At 72.5% G+C, this 19,198-nt stretch carries 19 protein-coding genes; 14 read left to right on the forward strand and 5 right to left on the reverse strand.

Translation table 11 applies throughout. The features are described 5' to 3' along the window. Positions 1 to 341: 341 nt before the first annotated feature. Positions 342 to 1,361: a M23 family metallopeptidase gene (locus LV78_RS41990; protein ID WP_372494837.1), complete on the reverse strand. Its 1,020-nt coding sequence runs from the start codon at positions 1,359 to 1,361 to the stop codon at positions 342 to 344. A gap of 339 nt (positions 1,362 to 1,700) precedes the next feature. Here LV78_RS41990 and rpsB point away from each other — a divergent pair, with 339 nt between their 5' ends. The 5 genes from rpsB to LV78_RS09835 all read left to right on the forward strand — a co-directional run bounded on the left by rpsB (position 1,701) and on the right by LV78_RS09835 (position 5,905). Then, the gene (gene rpsB / locus LV78_RS09815) at positions 1,701 to 2,597 is read left to right on the forward strand and encodes a 30S ribosomal protein S2 (protein ID WP_253844543.1); all 897 of its coding nucleotides are present in this window, start codon (positions 1,701 to 1,703) and stop codon (positions 2,595 to 2,597) included. An 82-nt stretch (positions 2,598 to 2,679) separates the two neighbouring features. Then, complete coding sequence (tsf, locus tag LV78_RS09820; protein ID WP_253844544.1) at positions 2,680 to 3,495, forward strand: translation elongation factor Ts; 816 nt, start codon at positions 2,680 to 2,682, stop codon at positions 3,493 to 3,495. A 164-nt stretch (positions 3,496 to 3,659) separates the two neighbouring features. Continuing rightward, a complete protein-coding gene (pyrH, locus tag LV78_RS09825) occupies positions 3,660 to 4,370 on the forward strand; it encodes a UMP kinase (RefSeq protein ID WP_049797202.1) in 711 nt (236 codons plus the stop codon). A gap of 45 nt (positions 4,371 to 4,415) precedes the next feature. Beyond that, positions 4,416 to 4,973: a ribosome recycling factor gene (gene frr / locus LV78_RS09830; protein ID WP_015804602.1), complete on the forward strand. Its 558-nt coding sequence runs from the start codon at positions 4,416 to 4,418 to the stop codon at positions 4,971 to 4,973. Positions 4,974 to 5,059: 86 nt separating this feature from the next. Then, the gene (locus tag LV78_RS09835; protein ID WP_253844545.1) at positions 5,060 to 5,905 is read left to right on the forward strand and encodes a phosphatidate cytidylyltransferase; all 846 of its coding nucleotides are present in this window, start codon (positions 5,060 to 5,062) and stop codon (positions 5,903 to 5,905) included. Between the two features lie 72 nt (positions 5,906 to 5,977). Here the strand turns inward: LV78_RS09835 and LV78_RS09840 are convergent, their stop codons facing one another. Then, positions 5,978 to 6,793: a VOC family protein gene (locus LV78_RS09840; protein ID WP_253844546.1), complete on the reverse strand. Its 816-nt coding sequence runs from the start codon at positions 6,791 to 6,793 to the stop codon at positions 5,978 to 5,980. A 49-nt stretch (positions 6,794 to 6,842) separates the two neighbouring features. Here LV78_RS09840 and LV78_RS09845 point away from each other — a divergent pair, with 49 nt between their 5' ends. After that, positions 6,843 to 7,592 (forward strand): class I SAM-dependent methyltransferase, encoded by a 750-nt coding sequence (locus LV78_RS09845; protein WP_253844547.1) that lies wholly within the window; start codon positions 6,843 to 6,845, stop codon positions 7,590 to 7,592. A gap of 10 nt (positions 7,593 to 7,602) precedes the next feature. After that, positions 7,603 to 8,580, forward strand: coding sequence for an aldo/keto reductase (locus LV78_RS09850; RefSeq protein WP_253844548.1), 978 nt, complete (start codon positions 7,603 to 7,605; stop codon positions 8,578 to 8,580). 70 nt (positions 8,581 to 8,650) lie between these two features. On the opposite strand, the gene LV78_RS09855 is transcribed toward LV78_RS09850, so the two are convergent. Continuing rightward, a complete protein-coding gene (locus tag LV78_RS09855; protein ID WP_253844549.1) occupies positions 8,651 to 9,472 on the reverse strand; it encodes a PadR family transcriptional regulator in 822 nt (273 codons plus the stop codon). Between the two features lie 110 nt (positions 9,473 to 9,582). On the opposite strand from LV78_RS09855, the gene rlmN reads away from it, so the two are divergent. Beyond that, complete coding sequence (gene rlmN / locus LV78_RS09860) at positions 9,583 to 10,689, forward strand: dual-specificity RNA methyltransferase RlmN (protein WP_253844550.1); 1,107 nt, start codon at positions 9,583 to 9,585, stop codon at positions 10,687 to 10,689. A gap of 216 nt (positions 10,690 to 10,905) precedes the next feature. On the opposite strand, the gene LV78_RS09865 is transcribed toward rlmN, so the two are convergent. Continuing rightward, positions 10,906 to 11,394, reverse strand: a complete 489-nt coding sequence (locus LV78_RS09865; protein ID WP_253844551.1) for a hypothetical protein — start codon at positions 11,392 to 11,394, stop codon at positions 10,906 to 10,908. 79 nt (positions 11,395 to 11,473) lie between these two features. On the opposite strand from LV78_RS09865, the gene LV78_RS09870 reads away from it, so the two are divergent. Next, positions 11,474 to 12,904, forward strand: coding sequence for a serine/threonine-protein kinase (locus LV78_RS09870; RefSeq protein WP_308208693.1), 1,431 nt, complete (start codon positions 11,474 to 11,476; stop codon positions 12,902 to 12,904). 151 nt (positions 12,905 to 13,055) lie between these two features. On the opposite strand, the gene LV78_RS09875 is transcribed toward LV78_RS09870, so the two are convergent. Further along, positions 13,056 to 13,313: a DUF2631 domain-containing protein gene (locus LV78_RS09875; protein ID WP_253844552.1), complete on the reverse strand. Its 258-nt coding sequence runs from the start codon at positions 13,311 to 13,313 to the stop codon at positions 13,056 to 13,058. A 246-nt stretch (positions 13,314 to 13,559) separates the two neighbouring features. Between LV78_RS09875 and LV78_RS09880 the strand changes: the two genes are divergently transcribed. From LV78_RS09880 to LV78_RS09900, 5 genes are read left to right on the forward strand one after another with little or no spacing between them, the layout of a single operon-like run. Further along, positions 13,560 to 14,675 carry an ABC transporter ATP-binding protein gene (locus tag LV78_RS09880; protein WP_372494857.1) on the forward strand — a complete coding sequence of 372 codons (1,116 nt, stop codon included), beginning with the start codon at positions 13,560 to 13,562 and terminating at the stop codon, positions 14,673 to 14,675. After that, on the forward strand, positions 14,668 to 15,819 hold the full coding sequence (locus tag LV78_RS09885; protein ID WP_253844554.1) for a polyamine ABC transporter substrate-binding protein: 1,152 nt from the start codon (positions 14,668 to 14,670) through the stop codon (positions 15,817 to 15,819). Before LV78_RS09880 ends, LV78_RS09885 begins: the two co-directional genes overlap by 8 nt. Continuing rightward, positions 15,819 to 16,667 (forward strand): ABC transporter permease, encoded by an 849-nt coding sequence (locus LV78_RS09890; RefSeq protein WP_253844555.1) that lies wholly within the window; start codon positions 15,819 to 15,821, stop codon positions 16,665 to 16,667. Before LV78_RS09885 ends, LV78_RS09890 begins: the two co-directional genes overlap by 1 nt. Next, positions 16,664 to 17,491: an ABC transporter permease gene (locus LV78_RS09895; protein ID WP_253844556.1), complete on the forward strand. Its 828-nt coding sequence runs from the start codon at positions 16,664 to 16,666 to the stop codon at positions 17,489 to 17,491. The genes LV78_RS09890 and LV78_RS09895 overlap by 4 nt, the downstream gene beginning before the upstream one ends. 39 nt (positions 17,492 to 17,530) lie before the next feature. Continuing rightward, positions 17,531 to 19,195, forward strand: coding sequence for a sensor histidine kinase (locus tag LV78_RS09900; protein WP_253844557.1), 1,665 nt, complete (start codon positions 17,531 to 17,533; stop codon positions 19,193 to 19,195). Positions 19,196 to 19,198 lie beyond the last annotated feature (3 nt).

The following is a 19,198-nucleotide window of genomic DNA, read 5'->3' on the forward strand; positions in this document are numbered from 1 at the left end:
AAGCCTGATCCTGCGACAAGTCTGATCCTGCGGCAGGACGGGGATGGCAGTACCGGGTCCGGTACCTGCGTCAGGGCTGGGACCTGAGGCGTGACCGAGGGCGAAGATCTCGATCGAGGCTTGAGCTGGGGCAGGGTGGACCTGCCGAACCCGGCTTGGTGCCCGTATTCGGATCCGTTGCCGCGCTCGCGCCCACGTTAGTGACTGCGTCTGCGCCCGCGCCGCGACTGCACCCGCATTCATGCCGCGCCCACCCCCGTGCCCGTGCCTGCGTCCGCACCCATGCCTGTTCACGTCTTCGGCTGCGCCTGCGGTGGTGTTCGGCTGAACGGTCCGTCGGTTTAGGGGATGCGAAGTTGGTGTCTTGATGTCCGGATTTTCGGTGCTTCCCGGTGACCTGTCACTGGGAATTGGTGGCTGGGTTTTTGGTGGGAGTGGGAAATGTCGGTGGGGGTGGTGGTGTGGGGTGTCTTGGAATAGGTGGCTTCCTTGTTGCGGGAGTCCGTAGTCAGTTCGGTTGGGGGAGTGGGCTGGTCGCAACGCGTGCGCGTGCTGAATGCGGTGGGCGGGTGTGCGTGCGGCAAAAAGGACGGGGCGCGGGAAAACGACACGTGATCTTGGTGGGGTGGGGGTGACGGGAGCAGGCGGGGGCGGGGTGGGCGGAGCAGGGACAGGGGGTTCGCGTAGGCGCGGGGGGAGGAGTGGGTGGGGCGGCGGATCGCGGCCCAGTGGAGGCAGGCTTCGGTTGGGCAGCCTGGGTGGGCGGGGAGCAGGGTGCCCAGGTGGGTTCCTGCGGTGACGCGGTCGCCTTTGCGGACTGCGGGGTGCACGGGCTCGTAGGTGGTTCTGGTGCCGTCCTCGTGGTGCACGGAGATCACTGGGCGGCCGGCTATCGGGGCTGCGTGGAGGACTGTGCCCTTTGCCGACGCCATGACCTTCGCGCCTGGGGGTGCGGCCAGGTCCACGCCTCGGTGGCCGGCGCCGTACGGGGTCGGGGGCGGGTGGAACGGGCGGACCACCGGGGGTTGTGGGGACAGGGGCCAGGTGTGGCGTTCGCGCTTCGGTGACGACGTGGTCGGTAGTGGTTTTGGCGGCGGCGACGGCAGCGGTGGCTGCGGTCGTGACGACAGTGGCGGCGACAGCGGTGGCGACAGCGACAGCAGCGGCAACAGCGGCAGCGGTACCGACGGCGGTACCGAGTGCGGTTGCGATACCGGCTGCGACGCCGACGTTGGCTGCGACGCCGACGCTGGCGTCGATACCAACACCGACACCGCCTGCGGCGGCAATACCGCCTGCGCCTGCGGCGACCCCGGTGCGGGGAGGAGCAGTAGCAGAGCGGTGAGGGGTGTCAGGGGCATGGGGTAAGCGTCGGGTCCGGGGTGGCTCGGTGACCAGGGGAGATCGGGCGGCTGTGGAGAACTCCGGGGGCTGTGGAGAACTGGCGGGGTCGGTTCGTTGTTCCGGAGTGCTCGGGCGTACACTTCTGCCGCGGCCCGTCTGAGCACGGGACGACTTCGCGTGCTACCGCTGATCCGATACCCAAGTCGAGTCGCGGTGTCCGGCGGTCCCGTTCTGCTTCGTCAGCGCGGGTCCGGACGCCGGCGGGAGCACCAGGGCGGCGCGTCATCGACGGCGTGCCGCGACAACCGGACCGCGCGCCCCCAGGGCGCGCCCAGATGAAGAGGTGCGAACCGGTCATGGCCGTCGTCACCATGAAGCAGCTGCTCGACAGCGGCGTTCACTTCGGGCACCAGACCCGGCGCTGGAACCCGAAGATGAAGCGCTACATCTTCACCGAGCGCAACGGCATCTACATCATCGACCTGATGCAGACGCTGACCTACATCGACCGGGCGTTCGAGTTCGTCCGCGAGACGGTCGCGCACGGCGGGTCGATCCTGTTCATCGGCACCAAGAAGCAGGCGCAGGAGGCCATCGCCAACGAGGCGCTCCGCGTCGGCATGCCCTTCGTGAACCAGCGCTGGCTGGGCGGCATGCTCACCAACTTCTCCACGGTGCACAAGCGCCTCCAGCGGCTCAAGGAGCTGGAGTCGATGGAGCAGACCGGCGGTTTCCAGGGTTTCACCAAGAAGGAAATCCTGATGATGAACCGCGAGAAGGACAAGCTGGAGCGCACGCTCGGCGGTATCCGCGACATGTCCAAGGTGCCCAGCGCCGTCTGGATCGTGGACACCAAGAAGGAGCACATCGCGGTCGGTGAGGCTCGCAAGCTGAACATCCCGATCGTCGCGATCCTCGACACCAACTGCGACCCGGACGAGGTCGACTACCCGATTCCGGGCAACGACGACGCGATCCGCTCGGCCGCGCTGCTGACCAAGGTCGTGGCCGAGGCCGCCGCCGCCGGTCTCATGTCGCGCTCGGGCGTCCGCACCGGTGGCGCCGAGAAGCCCGAGCCGGGCACCGACGAGCCGCTGGCCGAGTGGGAGCAGGAGCTGCTGGTCAACGCCGAGGCGCCCGCCGCCGAGGCCCCCGCCGCCGCTGAGGCTCCGGCCGCTGAGACCCCGGCCGCCGCCGAGGCCCCCGCCGCCGCCGAGGCGCCCGCCGAGGGCACCGAGGCCGTCCAGTCCTGACCCGTCGCGACGCCGCGCCCACCTCACCCGGTGGGCGCGGCGCGTGCGCAAAGCCCCCCGCAGAAGGAACGGAAATCGCACGATGGCGAACTACACCGCCGCTGACGTGAAGCGCCTCCGCGAGCTGACCGCCGCAGGCATGATGGACTGCAAGAAGGCACTCGAAGAGGCCGAGGGCGACTTCGACAAGGCCATCGAGATCCTGCGCATCAAGGGTGCGAAGGACGTCGCCAAGCGCGCCGAGCGCACCACGGCCAACGGCCTGGTCGCGGCCGAGGGCGGCGTGATGGTCGAGCTTCGCTGCGAGACCGACTTCGTCGCGAAGAACTCCGACTTCCAGGACCTCGCCGCCAAGGTCATCGCGGTCGCCAAGGCGACCCGCCCGGCCGACGTCGACGCCCTCAAGGCCGCCGAGCTCGACGGCAAGACCGTCGACGCCGTGGTCCAGGAGTTCTCCGCCAAGATCGGCGAGAAGCTGGAGCTGGCCAAGGTCGCCGTCTTCGAGGGCGCCGTGACCACCTACCTGCACCGCCGCTCCGCCGACCTGCCGCCCGCCGTGGGCGTCGTGGTCGAGTTCACCGGCGACAACGAGGACGCCGCCCGCGGCGTCTGCATGCAGATCGCCGCGATGAGCCCCCGCTACCTGACCCGCGACGAGGTCCCGGCCGAGATCGTGGCGAACGAGCGCGACATCGCCGAGAAGACCTCCCGCGAGGAGGGCAAGCCCGAGGCGGCGCTGCCCAAGATCGTCGAGGGTCGCGTCAACGGCTTCTTCAAGGACGTCGTGCTCCTGGAGCAGGCTTCCGTGACGGAGTCCAAGAAGACCGTCAAGGCCGTGCTGGACGAGGCCGGGGTCACCGTGACCCGCTTCGCCCGGTTCGAGGTCGGCCAGGCCTGATTCGCGTGAGGGCGGGGTTGCGCACGCGTGGCAACCCCGCCCTTGCCGTGTCCAGAGCCATTGCCGTGTCCAGAGGAGGACCCGTGAGCGCAGAACTCGACCAGGCACTCGACCAGGCAGCAGTGCTCGACCAGGCGGCTCCCTCAGGTGGCTACCACCGGGTGATGCTCAAGCTCGGCGGCGAGATGTTCGGCGGCGGCGGGGTCGGCGTCGACCCGGACGTCGTGCAGACCGTCGCCCGCCAGATCGCCGCCGTGGTCCGGACCGGGGTCCAGGTCGCGGTCGTCATCGGCGGCGGCAACTTCTTCCGCGGCGCCGAGCTCCAGCAGCGCGGCATGGACCGCAGCCGCGCCGACTACATGGGGATGCTCGGCACGGTCATGAACTGCCTCGCCCTCCAGGACTTCCTGGAGCGCGAGCACGGCATCGACACCCGCGTGCAGACCGCCATCACCATGGGCCAGGTCGCCGAGTCGTACATCCCGCGCCGCGCCATGCGCCACCTCGACAAGGGGCGCGTGGTCATCTTCGGCGGCGGCGCCGGAATGCCCTACTTCTCCACCGACACCACCGCCGCCCAGCGCGCGCTGGAGATCGGCTGCGAGGTCGTCCTGATGGCGAAGGCCGTCGACGGCATCTACACCGCCGACCCGAGGACCACCCCGGACGCGCGCATGTTCGACAGCATCACCCACCGCGAGGTCCTGGAGCGCGGCCTGAACGTCGCCGACGCGACCGCCTTCAGCCTGTGCATGGACAACAACCTCCCGATCATGGTGTTCAACCTCCTCACGGAGGGCAACATCGCCCGCGCCGTGCGCGGTGAGAAGATCGGGACGTTGGTGAGCACCCCCGGTGCCCGCCAGTCCGCCTAGACCTGCTGGGATTCGAGCCGAACCGCGCACACCAAGGGAGTCAACGTGATCGACGAGACCCTCCTCGAGGCCGAGGAGAAGATGGAGAAGGCGGTGACGGTCTCCAAGGAGGACCTCGCCACCGTCCGCACCGGCCGCGCCACCCCGGCGATGTTCTCCCGCATCGTCGCCGAGTACTACGGCTCGATGACGCCCATCAACCAGCTGGCCTCCATCGCCGTCCCCGAGCCGCGCATGGCCGTGGTCAAGCCCTTCGACAAGGGCTCGATGACCGCCATCGAGAAGGCGATCCGGGACTCCGACCTGGGCGTGAACCCCTCGAACGACGGCACCGTCATCCGCGTGGTGTTCCCGCAGCTCTCCGAGGAGCGCCGCCGCGAGATGGTCAAGGTCGCCAAGGGCAAGGGCGAGGACGCCAAGGTGTCCATCCGCAACATCCGCCGCAAGGCCAAGGAGGAGCTCGACCGCCTGGTCAAGGACGGCGAGGTCGGCGAGGACGACGGCGCGCGCGGCGAGAAGGAGCTGGAGAACGTCACGCACCGCTACATCGCCCAGGTCGACGAGGCGATGAAGAACAAGGAAGCCGAACTCCTCGAGGTGTAGTGCTAGATGCGCATCAGCACGTCCGGCCGGGTCGCCGGCATCGTGGTTCGCTGGGCCGGTGACGGGTCGTGACGGCAGGGGTTCGGGTGGCAGGCAGCGGTGAGCAGGGTTCGGCGCCCAAGGCGTCGCGCGCGGGTCGTGACCTGCGCGCGGCCATCGGCGTGGCGCTCGTCCTGCTGGCGGTCGTCGGCGTCTCGCTGTTCACCGACCGCCACCTGTTCATCGGCGTGGTGGCCATCGCCGTCGCCGTCTCCACCTTCGAGCTCGCCGGGGCGCTGAAGCGCGGGGCGGGCATCACCGTCTCCCTCGTGCCGGTGCTCGCGGGCGGGCAGGCGGTGCTGTGGCTGGCCTGGCCGTACGGGCGCGACGGCGTGTTCACCGCGTTCGTCGTGACCGCGCTGGCCATCATGCTGTGGCGGCTCAAGGACGGCGCCGACGGCTACCTGCGCGACGTCACCGCCTCGGTGTTCACCGTGGTGTACGTGGCGGTGTTCGCCTCGTTCGCGGTCGTGCTGGTGCTCCCGGAGGACGGCGCCCTCCGGGTGCTCGCCTTCCTGCTCGGCGTGGTGCTGTCGGACACCGGCGGCTACGTCGCGGGCGTCCTGCTCGGCAAGCACCCGATGGCGCCGAAGATCAGCCCGAAGAAGTCCTGGGAGGGCTTCGGCGGGTCGCTCGTGGCGGGCGTGGCGGGTGGTGTCCTGACCGTGGGCACGCTGCTCGGCGGCCAGTGGTGGCACGGCGTGCTGTTCGGCGCGGCCATCGTGGTCACGGCGACCACCGGTGACCTGATCGAGTCGCTGATCAAGCGCGACCTCGGCATCAAGGACATGGGCGACCTGCTGCCCGGCCACGGCGGGCTGATGGACCGCATGGACTCGCTGCTGCCCTCGGCGGTGGCGGGCTCGATGATGCTGCAGCTGTTCGTGCCCTGACGGGCGGATCGAGCGCACGACTCAAGGCCGGGGGGCGAACGCACCCCGGCCTCGGTCGTTCTCAGGGGACCTTCAGTCGTCGTACGGGTCGTCCACCTCGGCCCCGTAGTCGCCGTCGGCGAGCGGCGTCGCGCGGGACGGGTCGATCACGGTGAACACCGAGCCCGCGTGGTCGGCCACCACGGTGACTCGGCCCTGCGGCGAGTCGTACGGCTCCACCGACACGCTCCCGCCCAGCTCCAGCACCCGCGCCGCCACCGAGTCCGCGCCCACCTCGGGCGACGCGGTGAAGTGCACCGACCAGTGCGCGGGCGTGCTCAGCGGGAAGGCGCTCCCCATCCGCTGCCTGCCCAGCAGGGTCTTCCCCTCGGTGGACCACAGCGTGTAGTCCAGGGTCAGCCCGTCGCCGATCTGGGTCACCTCGTACCCGCACAGCTCGCGGAAGAACCCGTCCGCGGCCTCGCCGTCGCGGGTGTTCAGCTCGGCCCACGCGTACATGCCGTGCCCGCTGGTGCCGAACAACCAGTCCTCCGGCACCCGGCGGAACCCGACCACGGCGCCGGTCGGGTCGGCGATCAGCGTGCTGGTCTCGGTCGCCTCCCTGACCACGAGCCCGCCGAGCGCCTGCGCCTTCTCGGCGGTGGCGCGGGCGTGCGGCGTGCCCAGGTAGACGGTCCAGGCCCCGTGCTCGTCGGCGGGCCAGAACCCGGCGACCGGCAGCTCGCCGATCAGGGCGACCCCTCCGGCGCCGTCCTCGACGTAGTCCCAGCCGAACAGGCCGGTGTAGAAGTCCCGCGTCGCTTCCGGGTCCGACACCGGCAGTTGCACCCACACGGGCGCGCCAGGCAGCAGTTCCGCGAGCGCGGGTGAATTCGGGACGATGGCCACGGCGAACCTCCCCTAGGTCCGGGCAACGCTACGGCTCTACATTCTTCACGTGAAGGGATTCGTGCGCGCGGCTCTGGCGGCGGTCCGGCCTGCGGGGGAGGTCGTGCCGAGCCCGAACATCTGGCACTGGCCCGCCGTGTACGAGGTCGAGAACCGCGCGCAGGACGCCGACGGGGTGCTGTGGGCGGCGCTGCGCGAGGCGTTCGACTGGGGCGGCAAGGAGGTCGTGGACGTCGGCTGCGGCGACGGGTTCCACCTGCCGCGCTTCGCGGCCGACGCGGCGTCGGTGACCGGGGTCGAGCCGCACCCGCCGCTGGTCGCGCGGGCCCGCGAGCGGGTCGCCGGGCTCGCCGGGGTGTCCGTGCTGCGGGGTCCGGCGCAGCGGTTGCCGCTGCCCGACGCGTCCGCCGACCTCGTGCACGCCCGCACCGCCTACTTCTTCGGCCCCGGCTGCGAACCGGGTCTGGCCGAGGCCGACCGGGTCCTGCGGCCCGGCGGGGTGCTCGCCGTGGTCGACCTGGACGGCGAGGCCGAGCCGTACGGGCCGTGGCTGTGCTCGGACGAGCCGGGGTACCGCCCCGAGGTGGTGCGGCGGTTCTTCGAGGAGCAGGGGTTCGCGCTGCGCCGGGTCACCGCGCTGTGGCGGTTCGAGCGGCGCGCGGACCTGGAGGCGGTGCTGCGCATCGAGTTCTCCGCCGCCGTCGCCGAGCGGGCCATCGCCGCCACGCCCGGCCTGGAGCTCCCGGTCGGGTACCGGCTGCACACCCGCACCAAGCCGTCCGGTCTGCTGCTTCCCTAAAATCGGTCGGGTGGAGAACCGCGAAGCACGCAGGTTGGGACGCTCGTTCGGGGTCGTCGGGCTGGGCTGCTGGCAGCTCGGCGCCGACTGGGGCCAGGTCGACGAGGCGGACGCGCTGGCCGTGCTGCACGCCGCCGCCGACGCCGGGGTGAACTTCTTCGACACCGCCGACGTCTACGGCGACGGCCGCAGCGAGAGCCTGGTCGGCCGGTTCCTTGAGGAGCGCGGCGGCGAGGGGATCACCGTCGCCACCAAGATGGGGCGCCGGGTCGACCAGGTCCCGGAGAACTACACCGGGGAGAACTTCCTGGCCTGGAACGACCGGTCGCGCCGCAACCTCGGCGTCGACACGATCGACCTGGTCCAGCTGCACTGCCCGCCGACGCCGGTCTACTCGGCCGACGAGGTGTTCGACGCGCTCGACTCGATGGTCGAGTCCGGGCGGATCGGCGCGTACGGCGTCAGCGTCGAGACCGCGCAGGAGGCGCTGACCGCGATCGCGCGGCCCGGCGTGGCCAGCGTCCAGATCATCCTGAACGCGCTGCGGCACAAGCCCCTGGAGCGCGTGCTGCCCGCCGCCGCCGAGGCCGGGGTCGCGATCATCGCCCGCGTGCCGCTGGCGTCCGGCCTGCTGTCCGGCCGGTACACCGCCGACACCTCGTTCGGCGCCGACGACCACCGGAACTACAACCGGGCCGGTGAGGCGTTCGACGTCGGCGAGACGTTCTCCGGCGTGCCCTACGACACCGGGCTCGCCGCCGTGGAGCGGTTGCGCCCGCTCGTGCCGGGGGAGGCGAGCATGGCGCAGTTCGCGCTGCGCTGGATCCTGGACCAGCCGCAGGTGACCACCGTGATCCCCGGCGCGCGCAACCCCGAGCAGGCCCGCGCGAACGCCGCAGCCGCCGCGCTCGCGCCGCTGACCAGCCACGACGAGGTCCGCGCGGTCTACGACGAGCTGGTGCGCCCGGTGGTCCACGACCGCTGGTGACCCGGCCCCGGTGACCGGGACGGCGGCGGGGGCCGGGCTCACCACGAGCCCGGCCCCCGCCGCCGTCCGATCAGTCCTCCTCCGGGCTCTCGCCGAGGATGGCGTAGAGCTTGCGGCGGGTCTCGTCCAGCAGTTCGGCGGCCCGCCGCTGCTGGTCCTCGGTGCCCGCGTGCACCATCTGCATCATGGCCGCGCCGACCTGCTTGGCCGCCTCGCGCAGCTTCGCCTCGCCCTGGTCGACGCCCTCGGTGACCTGCTCCCACGGCGGCACGCCCTCGGCGGACTCCGCCTCGGCCCGACCGCTCTCGGTGAGCTGGAACAGCTTCTTGCCGCCCTGCTCCTCGGCCGCCACGACCAGGCCCTCGTCGGCCAGCAGCTGCAGGGTCGGGTAGACCGAGCCGGGGCTGGGCCGCCACAGGCCGTCGGTGCGCTGGCCGATCTCCTGGATCATCTCGTAGCCGTGCATGGGCCGCTCGGCCAGCAGGGCGATGACGGCCGCGCGCACGTTGCCGCGCCGCTGCCTGCCACCGCGCCGGTGACCGCCGAAGAAGTCCGGCGGCCCCGGCGGCATCGGGGGCATCGGGGGCATTCCGGGGAAGCCGCCCCGGCCGAAGTGCCCCGGCCTGCCGCGCCCCATGTCGGGGCCGAAGCCGAAGCCGCCGCGGTGCTCGTCGTCGCCGAAGGCCGGGTGGCCGAAGTCCGGCCTGCCGGGGTGGGCGTCGAAGTCGCCGAAGCCGAAGCCGAACCCGCCGGGGCCGTGACCGGGACCGCCGTGCCCGTGCTCCCCGCGACCCCGGCCGTGCCCCGGCCCGCGCCCACCGCGCCCGCCGTGGCCGCCCGGCCCGCGCCCGCCGTGCTCCCGTCCGCCGAACCGCTCGTTGTCCGCGCTCATGTCGATCTCCTCATCGGGTGTGTATCGGTAAGACGCTATCGACGATATATCGGAAGCTATCGCGATGCAACGCCCGATAGTGCGACGGGTCGTGCGACACTGGATGGGCTATGACTGCCCTCCCCCTCGTCTTCGACGCGCCCAAGCGCGGGCTGCCGCCGCGCCACCTCGCCGACCTCACCGCCGAGCAGCGGCGCGAGGCCGTGGTCTCGCTGGGCGAGAAGCCCTTCCGGGCCAACCAGCTGTCGAACCACTACTTCGGCAGGCTCACCGTCGACCCGGACGCCATGACCGACATCCCGGCCACGGCCAGGGAGAAGCTGGTCGGCGACCTCATGCCGCCGCTGTGGACCGAGGTCCGCAGCGTGGAGGCCGACGCGGGGACCACCCGCAAGACGCTGCTGCGCGCCCACGACGGGACGCTGGTGGAGAGCGTGCTCATGCGCTACCCCGACCGGGCGACCCTGTGCATCTCCAGCCAGGCGGGCTGCGGCATGGCCTGCCCGTTCTGCGCCACCGGCCAGGGCGGGCTCCAGCGCAACCTGTCCACCGCCGAGATCGTCGACCAGGTCCGGCGCGGGGCGGCGGCCATGCGCGACGGCCTGCTCCCCGGCGGTCCCGGCAGGCTCTCGAACATCGTCTTCATGGGCATGGGCGAGCCGCTGGCCAACTACAAGCGGGTCATCGAGGCCGTGCACCGCATCTGCGACCCGGCCCCGGCGGGCCTGGGCATCTCGCAGCGCTCGGTCACCGTGTCCACGGTCGGCCTCGTCCCGGCGATCCGCAAGCTCACCGAGGAGAACCTCCAGGTCAGGCTCGCGGTGTCGCTGCACACCCCGGACGACGAGCTGCGCGACACGCTCGTGCCGGTCAACACCCGCTGGAAGGTCGCCGAGGTCATGGAGGCCGCGCGCGGCTACGCCGACCGCACCGGCCGCCGGGTGTCGATCGAGTACGCGCTGATCAGGGACATCAACGACCAGGGCTGGCGCGCCGACATGCTCGGCAAGCTGCTGCGCAGGCACCTCGGGCCGCTGGTGCACGTCAACCTGATCCCGCTCAACCCCACGCCCGGCTCGAAGTGGGACGCCTCGCCCAAGCCCGTGGAGCGCGAGTTCGTGCGGCGGGTCAAGGAGCAGGGCGTCGAGTGCACGGTGCGCGACACCAGGGGCCAGGAGATCGCGGCGGCCTGCGGGCAGCTCGCGGCCGAGGGCTGAGCCCGCCCCCAGGCGCCCCTCCCGAACGGCCGGACGCCCGGCGCTCACCCCGAGCGCCGGGCGTTCGCGCGTCCGCGCCTCGCCCGATCGGTGCGGAACCGGCGTCAGCGCCGCCCTGCGCGCCCGGACCCCGCGCGGCGGCTCGGGGGCGGGTCGGCGCCATCCGGAACGGCACAGGGCCGTTCAGCGCCCGTTGCCGCGCCCGCCCGGGCCGGGTCAGCGCCCGCCGTGCGCCAGGTCGATGATCGCGTCGCGGGTCGGGTCGCCCGCCCGCATGTCCAGCCGCACGGTCCTGGGCACCCGTCGCGCGCTGTGCACGACCTGGATGTGCCGCTGCTCGATCGTCACGCCCCGCACGTCGGCCACCGGGATCGAGTACGAGTTCCCGGCCGCGGGGAACCGCACCCGGATCGACTCGGCCCCGGCCACCACCTGGAGCCCGCCGGTCAACCTGCTGACCGGCACCACCCCGAGCACCCCCGCGCACCAGGACCGCGCCACCGCCCCCTCCGGCATCGGCGCGGCCTTGAGCACGTGCACCTGCCGCCACGCCAGCAGCGCGAGCGCCACCACGACGACCAGCGCGGACACCCAGGTCGCGGTGAACGGCACGCCGCTCGGAGCGGTGACCAGCAGCCCCGTCCCCGCCGCGACGAGCAGTGCCAAGACGCCCCACAGCGCCCTCTGCAACCAGACGACCTTCATCCCTCTCCCTCACCGGCGGACCCCCTCCATGATTCTGCCCTGAGCGGGTGACGGGGAGTGCCCGGTTACCATCCGGGGTGTGAAGGTGGTCGCGGACAGGTACCAGGTCATCCGTGAGCTGGGCCGCGGGGGCATGGGGGTGGTGTGGCTCGCCGAGGACCGCGTCATCGGTCGTCAGGTCGCGCTCAAGGAGCTGCGCACCTCCTCCCCGGCTGAGCGGGAGCGGGTGCTGCGCGAGGCGCGCACCGCGGGCAGGCTCAACTCGCCCTCGGTCGTCACCGTGCACGACGTGGTGGTCGAGGAGGGCACCGCCTACATCGTGATGGAGCTGGTCAGCGCGCCGACGCTGGCCGACCTCATGCCGCTGCCCGCCGACCGCGTCGCCGCGATCGGGCTCGCCGTGCTGGACGCCCTCGACACCGCGCACGCGGCGGGCATCGTCCACCGGGACGTCAAGCCCGGCAACGTCATGGTGCTGCCGAACGGCCAGGTCAAGCTCGCCGACTTCGGCATCGCCCGCGCCATGGACGACCCCAGGCTCACCGCGAACGGCGGCGTCATGGGCTCGCCCGGCTACATGGCGCCCGAGCTGTTCGCGGGCCAGCCGCCCGCGCCGCCGTCGGACATGTGGGCGCTCGGCGCGACCCTGTTCGAGGCCGTCGAGGGCCGCTCGCCGTTCGAGCGCGCCACCACCGCCGCCACCGTGCACGCCGTGCTCAACGAGCGCCCCGTGCCCACCCACCTGGCCGGACCGCTCTCCGAGGTCGTGCTCGGCCTGCTCGTGCAGGCGCCCGCGAACCGGTTCACCGCGCAGCAGGCGCGGGCCGGGCTCCAGCGCGCGGCGAGCGCCGACGCGGAGACCGTGGTCTTCCCCAAGGCGGACAACGGGCGGGATGTGCGCAAGATCGCACTGGCGGGCGGCGGGGTCGCCGCCGTGCTCGCCCTGACCGCCGCGTTCGTCCTCATCCCGGACGACGACCCTGGGGAGCGGGCCATGGCGAGCACGCCGTCGCCGGTGTCCTCCACGTCCGCGCCGCCCAGCAGCAGCACCGCGCCGTCCAGCTCCGCGCCGCCGAGCAGCAGCACCCCGACCACCACCACGACGACGGTCGTGGCCCCGCCGAGGCTGGTGCCGCTGGCCCGCTTCAAGGGGCAGGACAACTGGAGCTACACCGGGTCGTCGATGCTGGACGTGCCGATGGGGTACGCGCCGGACAAGGCGCTCGGCCTGGTGCTCACCCGGCAGGAGGAGGGCACCAGGCCGCTCTACTCGTGCCAGGTCAAGGACTCGCCCGGTCGGATGACGTCGCTGTCGGCGACGTGCGAGACGCAGCGCGTCTACGGGATCGTGGGCTACGTCTACGAGAAGCAGCCGCCCGCCGACAAGCCCTCGCAGGAGCTGTTCCGCTGCAAGGCGGGGGACCGGCACTTCGACTCGAACGAGAAGCACTGCGACGGTCAGCAGGTGGAGTTCTCGCTCGGCTGGGTGCTCGTCGACCGCGAGCAGTGAGCGCTCCGGCGGTGACGCGGGGAGCGGTGTGACGGGAGGGTGGTCCGCGGGCTCGGGGAGAACAGCGGACCCGCGGAGCCCCACCCACGACCTCGGCGCGGCGGTCGGTGGTCTCGCGCCGCCGCGCGGCGCGGGACCCGACCCGCTCGGGTCAGCGCCGGGAGGTCTTCTTCTCCCGGACCTGGAACCACACCAGGGCGGCGGCCATCGACACGCCGGTGCCGATCACCCAGATGTTCTCGACGCGACCGTGGTGGTTGCCGATCAGCAGCGAGAAGACGGCCAGCGTCGACAGCCAGCCCGCGATCAGGATGCCCTTGGGGAACGTGCCGTGCCAGCCCCACTCGGCGGACGGCTCCTCAACGGGGTCGACCGCGGGACGCCGGTCCAGTTCAGACGACGAAGACACAGCCGCACGACCTTCCTGCCGAACACTCGATGAACCCGGCAATCGTCGCACACGGCGAGCGCTCGCGGGACGTGAGGTGCGACGTGGGGTGCGCGCCCCGGCGCGCGCCGTCTACCCTGCTCTCCGCGCGCTCGCGCTGATCCAGACCCCCGGCGGCACCTCCCGGACGACCCCGACGAGGTTCCGCGCTGCCCGCAGGAAGGTGCGCAGTTGACCGAGCCCGGCTTCCAGCCCGCGGAGGCGCGGATGCCCGACACGCACGCCCCGGTCGAGGTCGGCCTGCACGGCGTGACGAAGCGGTTCTCCGACCAGGTCGCGGTGGACGGCGTCGACCTGAACGTGCACGAGGGCGAGTTCTTCTCCGTCCTCGGCCCCTCCGGCTGCGGCAAGACCACGCTGCTGCGGATGATCGCGGGCTTCGCCGACCCGGACGAGGGCCGCATCGAGCTGGACGGCGTCGACATGGTCGGCGTGCCGCCGTACCGCCGCGACGTGAACACCGTCTTCCAGTCCTACGCGCTGTTCCCGCACATGAGCGTGTGGGACAACGTCGCCTACGGGGTCAAGCGCAAGGGCGTGCGCGGCGCCGAGCTGAAGAAGGTCGTGGGCGAGCACCTGGAGCTGGTGCGGCTGTCGCGGTTCGCCAAGCGCCGCCCCACCCAGCTGTCCGGCGGGCAGCAGCAGCGCGTGGCCATCGCCCGCGCGCTCGCCGCCGGTCCGCGCCTGCTGCTGCTCGACGAGCCGCTCGGCGCGCTGGACGCGGTGCTGCGCAAGGAGCTCCAGATCGAGCTGATGCGCATCCAGCGCGAGGTCGGCACCACCTTCCTCTACGTCACCCACGACCAGGAGGAGGCACTCGTGCTCTCCCACCGGATCGCGGTGATGAACGCCGGGAAGCTGGAGCAGGTCGGCTACCCCGAGGACGTCTACGAGCGGCCCGCCACCCGGTTCGTCGCGGGCTTCATCGGCACCTCGAACATCCTGGGCGCCACCGTGTCCGGCGCGGACGGGTCCTGGGTCGAGCTCGACTCGCCCGGCGTCACCCGGTTGCGCGCCCCGCTGCAGCGCGACGTCCGGCACGGGCAGCACGTCGAGGCCACGGTGCGCCCGGAGAAGGTGCACCTGTACGACGTGGACGAGCAGGCCCCCGGCGGCTGGTGCGAGTTGACCGGGGTGGTGCGCGACGTGGTCTACACGGGCGTGTCCACCCAGTACGTGGTCGACGTCCCCGGCGGCGGGGAGCTGGTCGCGTTCGCGCAGAACACCCGTCGCGTCGACGACGCGGGCTCGCCGGGGCAACCCGTGCGGATGGCCTGGGACCCCGAGTACACCGTCCTGTTGGAGAAGAGCGCTGATGACTGACCAGAACCTCCGGATCGCCCGCATCTGGGACCCTGGGAACGCCCGCGTGACGCGGCGTTCCGTGTTCCGCGCCAGCGCGTTCTTCGCGCTCGCCGCCACCGGCGCGTGCGGCGTCGGCCAGGCCCCGAGCGGCTCCACGTCCAGCGCGCCCTCGGCGGCCAAGGCCACCAACGCGGTGGACGAGCCGAAGCTGAACTTCTACAACTGGACCGACTACATCGCCGACGACACGCTGTCCGGGTTCACCGAGGCGTCCGGCGTCCAGGTCACGTACGACAACTTCAGCACCAACGACGAGCTGGAGGCCAAGATCGCCTCCGGTGCGGCGGGCTACGACCTCGTGGTGCCCAGCGACAACTTCCTGCGCCGCTTCCTGCGCTCGGACCTGGTCCTGCCGCTGGACCACGACCTCATCCCGAACCTGAAGAACCTGGAGACCAGGTTCACCGAGGCCGACTACGACGCGGGCAACCGGTACTCCGTGCCGTGGGCCTGGGGCACCACGGGCCTTGCGTACTCCAAGTCCCAGCTGGGCGACGCCGTCACCGGCTTCTCCGCCTACGACCTGGCCGCCGCGCAGGGCCGCAGCACCATCCTCGACGAGGCGCGCGACGCGCTCGCCCTCGGTCTGCTCAAGCTCGGGTTCGACCCGAACACCACCGACGCGGGCCAGATCGACCAGGCCGCGAGCGCGCTGCTGGAGCTCAAGCGCAAGATCGGCCAGATCAACTCCGACGTGATCGAGCCGCTCACCTCCGGCCAGGTCCCGCTCGCCCAGTCCTACTCCGGCGACGCGTTCCAGGCCCGCGAGGCCAACGAGGACATCGCCTACGCCATCCCCACCGAGGGCGGGCTGTCCTACGTGGACCTGCTGTGCATCCCCAAGCAGGCCCCGCACGCGGCCAACGCGCACGCGTTCATCAACTACATCCTGGAGCCGAAGGTCGGCGCGGCGCTCGCCAACGCGGTGCGCTACGGCAGCCCGAACGCCGCGGCCAAGGAGTTCATCGAGCCGGAGCTGCTGAACGACCCGCTGGTCTACCCGTCCGAGGAGCAGCTCGCGAAGCTGCCGTTCACCAAGGACCTCGGGGCCGAGGCCGAAGCCCGCTACGCCGACGCCTGGACCAAGGTCAAGACGGGCTGATGGCGCGGCGCCCTCCCCGCTGGCTGGTCGCCACCGGCCTGCTCACCCCGACCGGGCTGTGGCTCGGCCTGTTCCTCATCGCGCCACTGGCGCTGGTGGTGCAGTTCAGCTTCGCCACCCGCGACACCGGGATCGCCCGCGCCGTCCTGCCCTGGACGGCCGACGCCTACCGGACCGCGCTCGACCCGGCGTTCCTGCCGATCTTCGGGCGCACCCTGGCGTACGCCGCCGCCACCACGCTGCTGTGCCTGGTGCTCGGCTTCCCGCTGGCGTGGTTCACCGCGCGGCACGCGGGCCGGTTCCGCACCGCCATGCTCGCGGCGGTGCTCGTGCCGTTCTGGTCCAGCTACCTGGCGCGCATCTACGCCTGGAAGGCGCTGCTGGACGGCGACGGCCTGGTCAACCGGGTGCTGGAGCAGGTCGGGCTCGGCCGCGACGGCGGGTTCCTGCTCACCCACGGCGCGGTCGTGCTCGGCCTGACCTACGGGTTCCTGCCGTTCATGGTGCTGCCGCTGTACGTGGCGTGCGAGCGGTTCGACCACCGGCAGGTCGAGGCGTCCTACGACCTCGGCCACGGCCGGGTGTCCACGTTCGCGCGGGTCGTGCTGCCGGGGGTGGCGCCCGGCGTGCTCGCGGGCTCGCTGCTGGTGCTGGTGCCCGCGGCGGGCGACTTCGTGACGCCCAAGCTGCTCGGCGGCGTGGACCAGACCACGTTCGGCAGCGTCATCGACGACCAGTTCCGGGGCGGCAACAACTGGCCGCTCGGGTCGGCGATGGCGGTGCTGCTGCTGGTGCTGGTGGTCGTCGTGCTGGCGCTGCGCGGCAAGCGCGGGGAGGACGTGCTGTGAGGCGGCGGCCCTGGGTGCTGGGCGCCTCGGCGTTCGGCGTGCTCGCGTTCCTGTACGCGCCGATCCTGTGGCTGGCGGCGGTCTCGTTCAACGACTCCCGCTCGCTCAGCCGCATCACCGGCCTGTCCACGAGGTGGTACGGCGAGCTGTTCGCCGACGACCGGGTCATGTCGGCGCTCGCGCTGACCCTGCGGCTGGCGCTGACCAGCGCCGCGATCGCCACGGTGATCGGGTCGCTGGCCGCGTTCGGGCTGCGCAGGGCGTTCCCCGGACGCGGCGCGTGGACGGTGCTGCTGAGCCTGCCGCTGGTGGTGCCCGAGGTGGTGCTGGGCGTGGCGGTGCTCGGGTTCTGCGTGAAGCTCGCGGGCATCCCGCTCGGGTTCGGCGCGCTGCTCATCGCGCACGTCGCGTTCACGCTCAGCTACGTGGTCGTGGTGGTGCGGGCGCGGGTGTCCGGGTTGGACTCGCGGCTGGAGGAGGCGGCGGCCGACCTGGGCGCCTCGCCGCTGGTCGCGTTCCGCACGGTCACCTGGCCGCTGGTGGCCCCGGCGGTCGGGGCGGGCGCGGCGTTCGCGTTCCTGCTCTCGTTCGACGACGTGGTGACCTCCAGCTACCTCACCGGCGTCGGCTCGACCACGCTGCCCGTCTACGTGTACGCGCAGGCGGGCAAGCGCGGGGTGTCGCCGGAGATCGTGGCGCTGTCGACGCTGATGGTGGGGGTGAGCGCGGCGCTGCTCGTGGCGGGCGTGCTGTTCACCGCCTGGCGGGCCCGGCGCGCGTCCGCGCCGTCGTCAACTTTCGTCGCGGCGGCCAGCGACCATTGAGCGCCGACGCGGACGGGCCCCCGGCCCTACCGTGACGGGGTGAGCACGCTCGTCGACCGGATGCGCCCCCACCTGCCGGACCTCCCCGCGGCGTGGGGGCGCTTCCAGGGCGACCTGGCCCGGCGCCTGCGCGCGCTGACCCCGCTGCGGGCGGGCCGCGAGGCGCTGGGCCTGCTCGTCGTGCTCGCGCTCGACGTGTGGCCCGCCGTGCTGGCGGGCGGCGAACCGGCGGGCGGCGTGCGCACCCTGGTGCTCGCGGCGTTCTACGCGCTGCTGTACGAGCTGCGCCTGGTGTTCCCCGCGCTGGCACTGCTGGGCACCGCGCTGGTGGCGTTCGACTTCCAGGGCGACCACGGCGGGTCGGCGGTCGTCGCCGTCGTCGCCTACGCGGCGGGCAGGCGCATCGACCCGTGGTACCGGGCGCTCGCCGTCGCGGTGCTGGCGCTGGTGGCGTACGTGGCGGCCTGGACCGGGTCGAACCTGGCGCTGATCGGCTCGGTCGGGGTGTTCCTCGGGGTGAGCGTGTACGGGCTGGCGGTGGCGCTGCCGTTCCTGGTCGGCCGGTACGTCGCGCAGCGCAACGCGCTGGTCGACGCGCTGCTGGAGCGCGAGGCCGGGCGCCGCGAGGAGCGGGCGCTGATCACCCGGCAGGTGCGGTTGCGCGAGCGCAACCGGATAGCGCAGGACATGCACGACAGCCTCGGTCACCGGCTCAGCCTCATCTCGGTGCACGCGGGCGCGCTCGCCATGGACCCCGGACTGGGGGAGCGGCAGCGCGAGGCGGTGGGGGTGCTGCGCGGCGCGGCGCTGACCGCGATGGAGGAGCTGCGCGGGGTCATCGGCGTGCTGCGCCGCGACGCCGAGCCCGACGAGGACCAGGCGCGGCGCACCGTGGACGCGGTGGACGAGCTGGTGGACGGGGCGCGGCAGGCCGGGATGCGGGTCAGCCTGGTGCGCGGCGGGCAGCCGACGCCGCTGCCCGCGCGGGTCAGCCACGCCGCGTACCGGATAGTGCAGGAGGGGCTGACGAACGCGTCCAAGCACGCGCCGGGCGCGGCCGTGCAGGTGGCGGTGCGGTACGACCCGGACGCGCTGGTCGTCGAGGTGCGCAACAACCCGGCGCAGGCCAGGGCGAAGGCGGGGTCCTCGGGGTTCGGGCTGATCGGGCTGGGCGAGCGGGTGCGGCTCGCGGGCGGGCTGCTGCACGTGGGCGAGCTGGTCACCGGCGGGTTCCGGATCGCCGCCGTGCTGCCCTACGAGGACACCGGGGCGCCCGGCGACGAGCCGCTCGACTTCCCCGACGAGCCGCAGGAGGACGTGGGCGCGGGTCGCGGTGGCTTCGGGCGCCCGCGCCAGTGGGCCGGGGTCGGGTCGATCGTGCTGGCCGGGCTGGTGGTCGTCGCGCTGGTGGCGGGCATCGCCTGGCTCGGCACCCGGCCGGTGACCAGGGTCGCCAGCGACGAGCTCTACGCGTCGGTCGCGGTCGGCCAGTCCGAGTCGGAGGCCGTGGCGGTCCTGCCGCTCGGCCTCGACCCGCCGATCGGCGACCTGAAGCTCGGCGCTCCCCCCGAGCCGGCCGGGGCGAGGTGCCTCTACTTCGCCGCCGACGTCCAGACATACTCGTCGCACGGGACCAGGGTGTTCCGGTTCTGCTTCGCGGGCGGCGAGGTCGTGGAGAAGAACACCCACCTCCGGGAAGAGTGAGCG

It is taken from the genome of Actinosynnema pretiosum (assembly GCF_024171695.1).
In the GTDB taxonomy this organism is placed as follows: Bacteria; Actinomycetota; Actinomycetes; order Mycobacteriales; family Pseudonocardiaceae; genus Actinosynnema; species Actinosynnema pretiosum.

Excerpts from the sequence above, each read along its gene's own strand:
- LV78_RS09880 (WP_372494857.1), top strand. The coding sequence starts at position 13,560 with ATGCCCGACACGCACGCCCCGGTCGAGGTCGGCCTGCACGGCGTGACG.
- LV78_RS09890 (WP_253844555.1), top strand. The coding sequence starts at position 15,819 with ATGGCGCGGCGCCCTCCCCGCTGGCTGGTCGCCACCGGCCTGCTCACC.
- pyrH (WP_049797202.1), top strand. The coding sequence starts at position 3,660 with ATGCTCAAGCTCGGCGGCGAGATGTTCGGCGGCGGCGGGGTCGGCGTC.
- LV78_RS09855 (WP_253844549.1), bottom strand. The coding sequence starts at position 9,472 with ATGAGCGCGGACAACGAGCGGTTCGGCGGACGGGAGCACGGCGGGCGC.
- tsf (WP_253844544.1), top strand. The coding sequence starts at position 2,680 with ATGGCGAACTACACCGCCGCTGACGTGAAGCGCCTCCGCGAGCTGACC.
- rpsB (WP_253844543.1), top strand. The coding sequence starts at position 1,701 with ATGGCCGTCGTCACCATGAAGCAGCTGCTCGACAGCGGCGTTCACTTC.
- LV78_RS09865 (WP_253844551.1), bottom strand. The coding sequence starts at position 11,394 with ATGAAGGTCGTCTGGTTGCAGAGGGCGCTGTGGGGCGTCTTGGCACTG.
- rlmN (WP_253844550.1), top strand. The coding sequence starts at position 9,583 with ATGACTGCCCTCCCCCTCGTCTTCGACGCGCCCAAGCGCGGGCTGCCG.
- LV78_RS09885 (WP_253844554.1), top strand. The coding sequence starts at position 14,668 with ATGACTGACCAGAACCTCCGGATCGCCCGCATCTGGGACCCTGGGAAC.
- LV78_RS41990 (WP_372494837.1), bottom strand. The coding sequence starts at position 1,361 with ATGCCCCTGACACCCCTCACCGCTCTGCTACTGCTCCTCCCCGCACCG.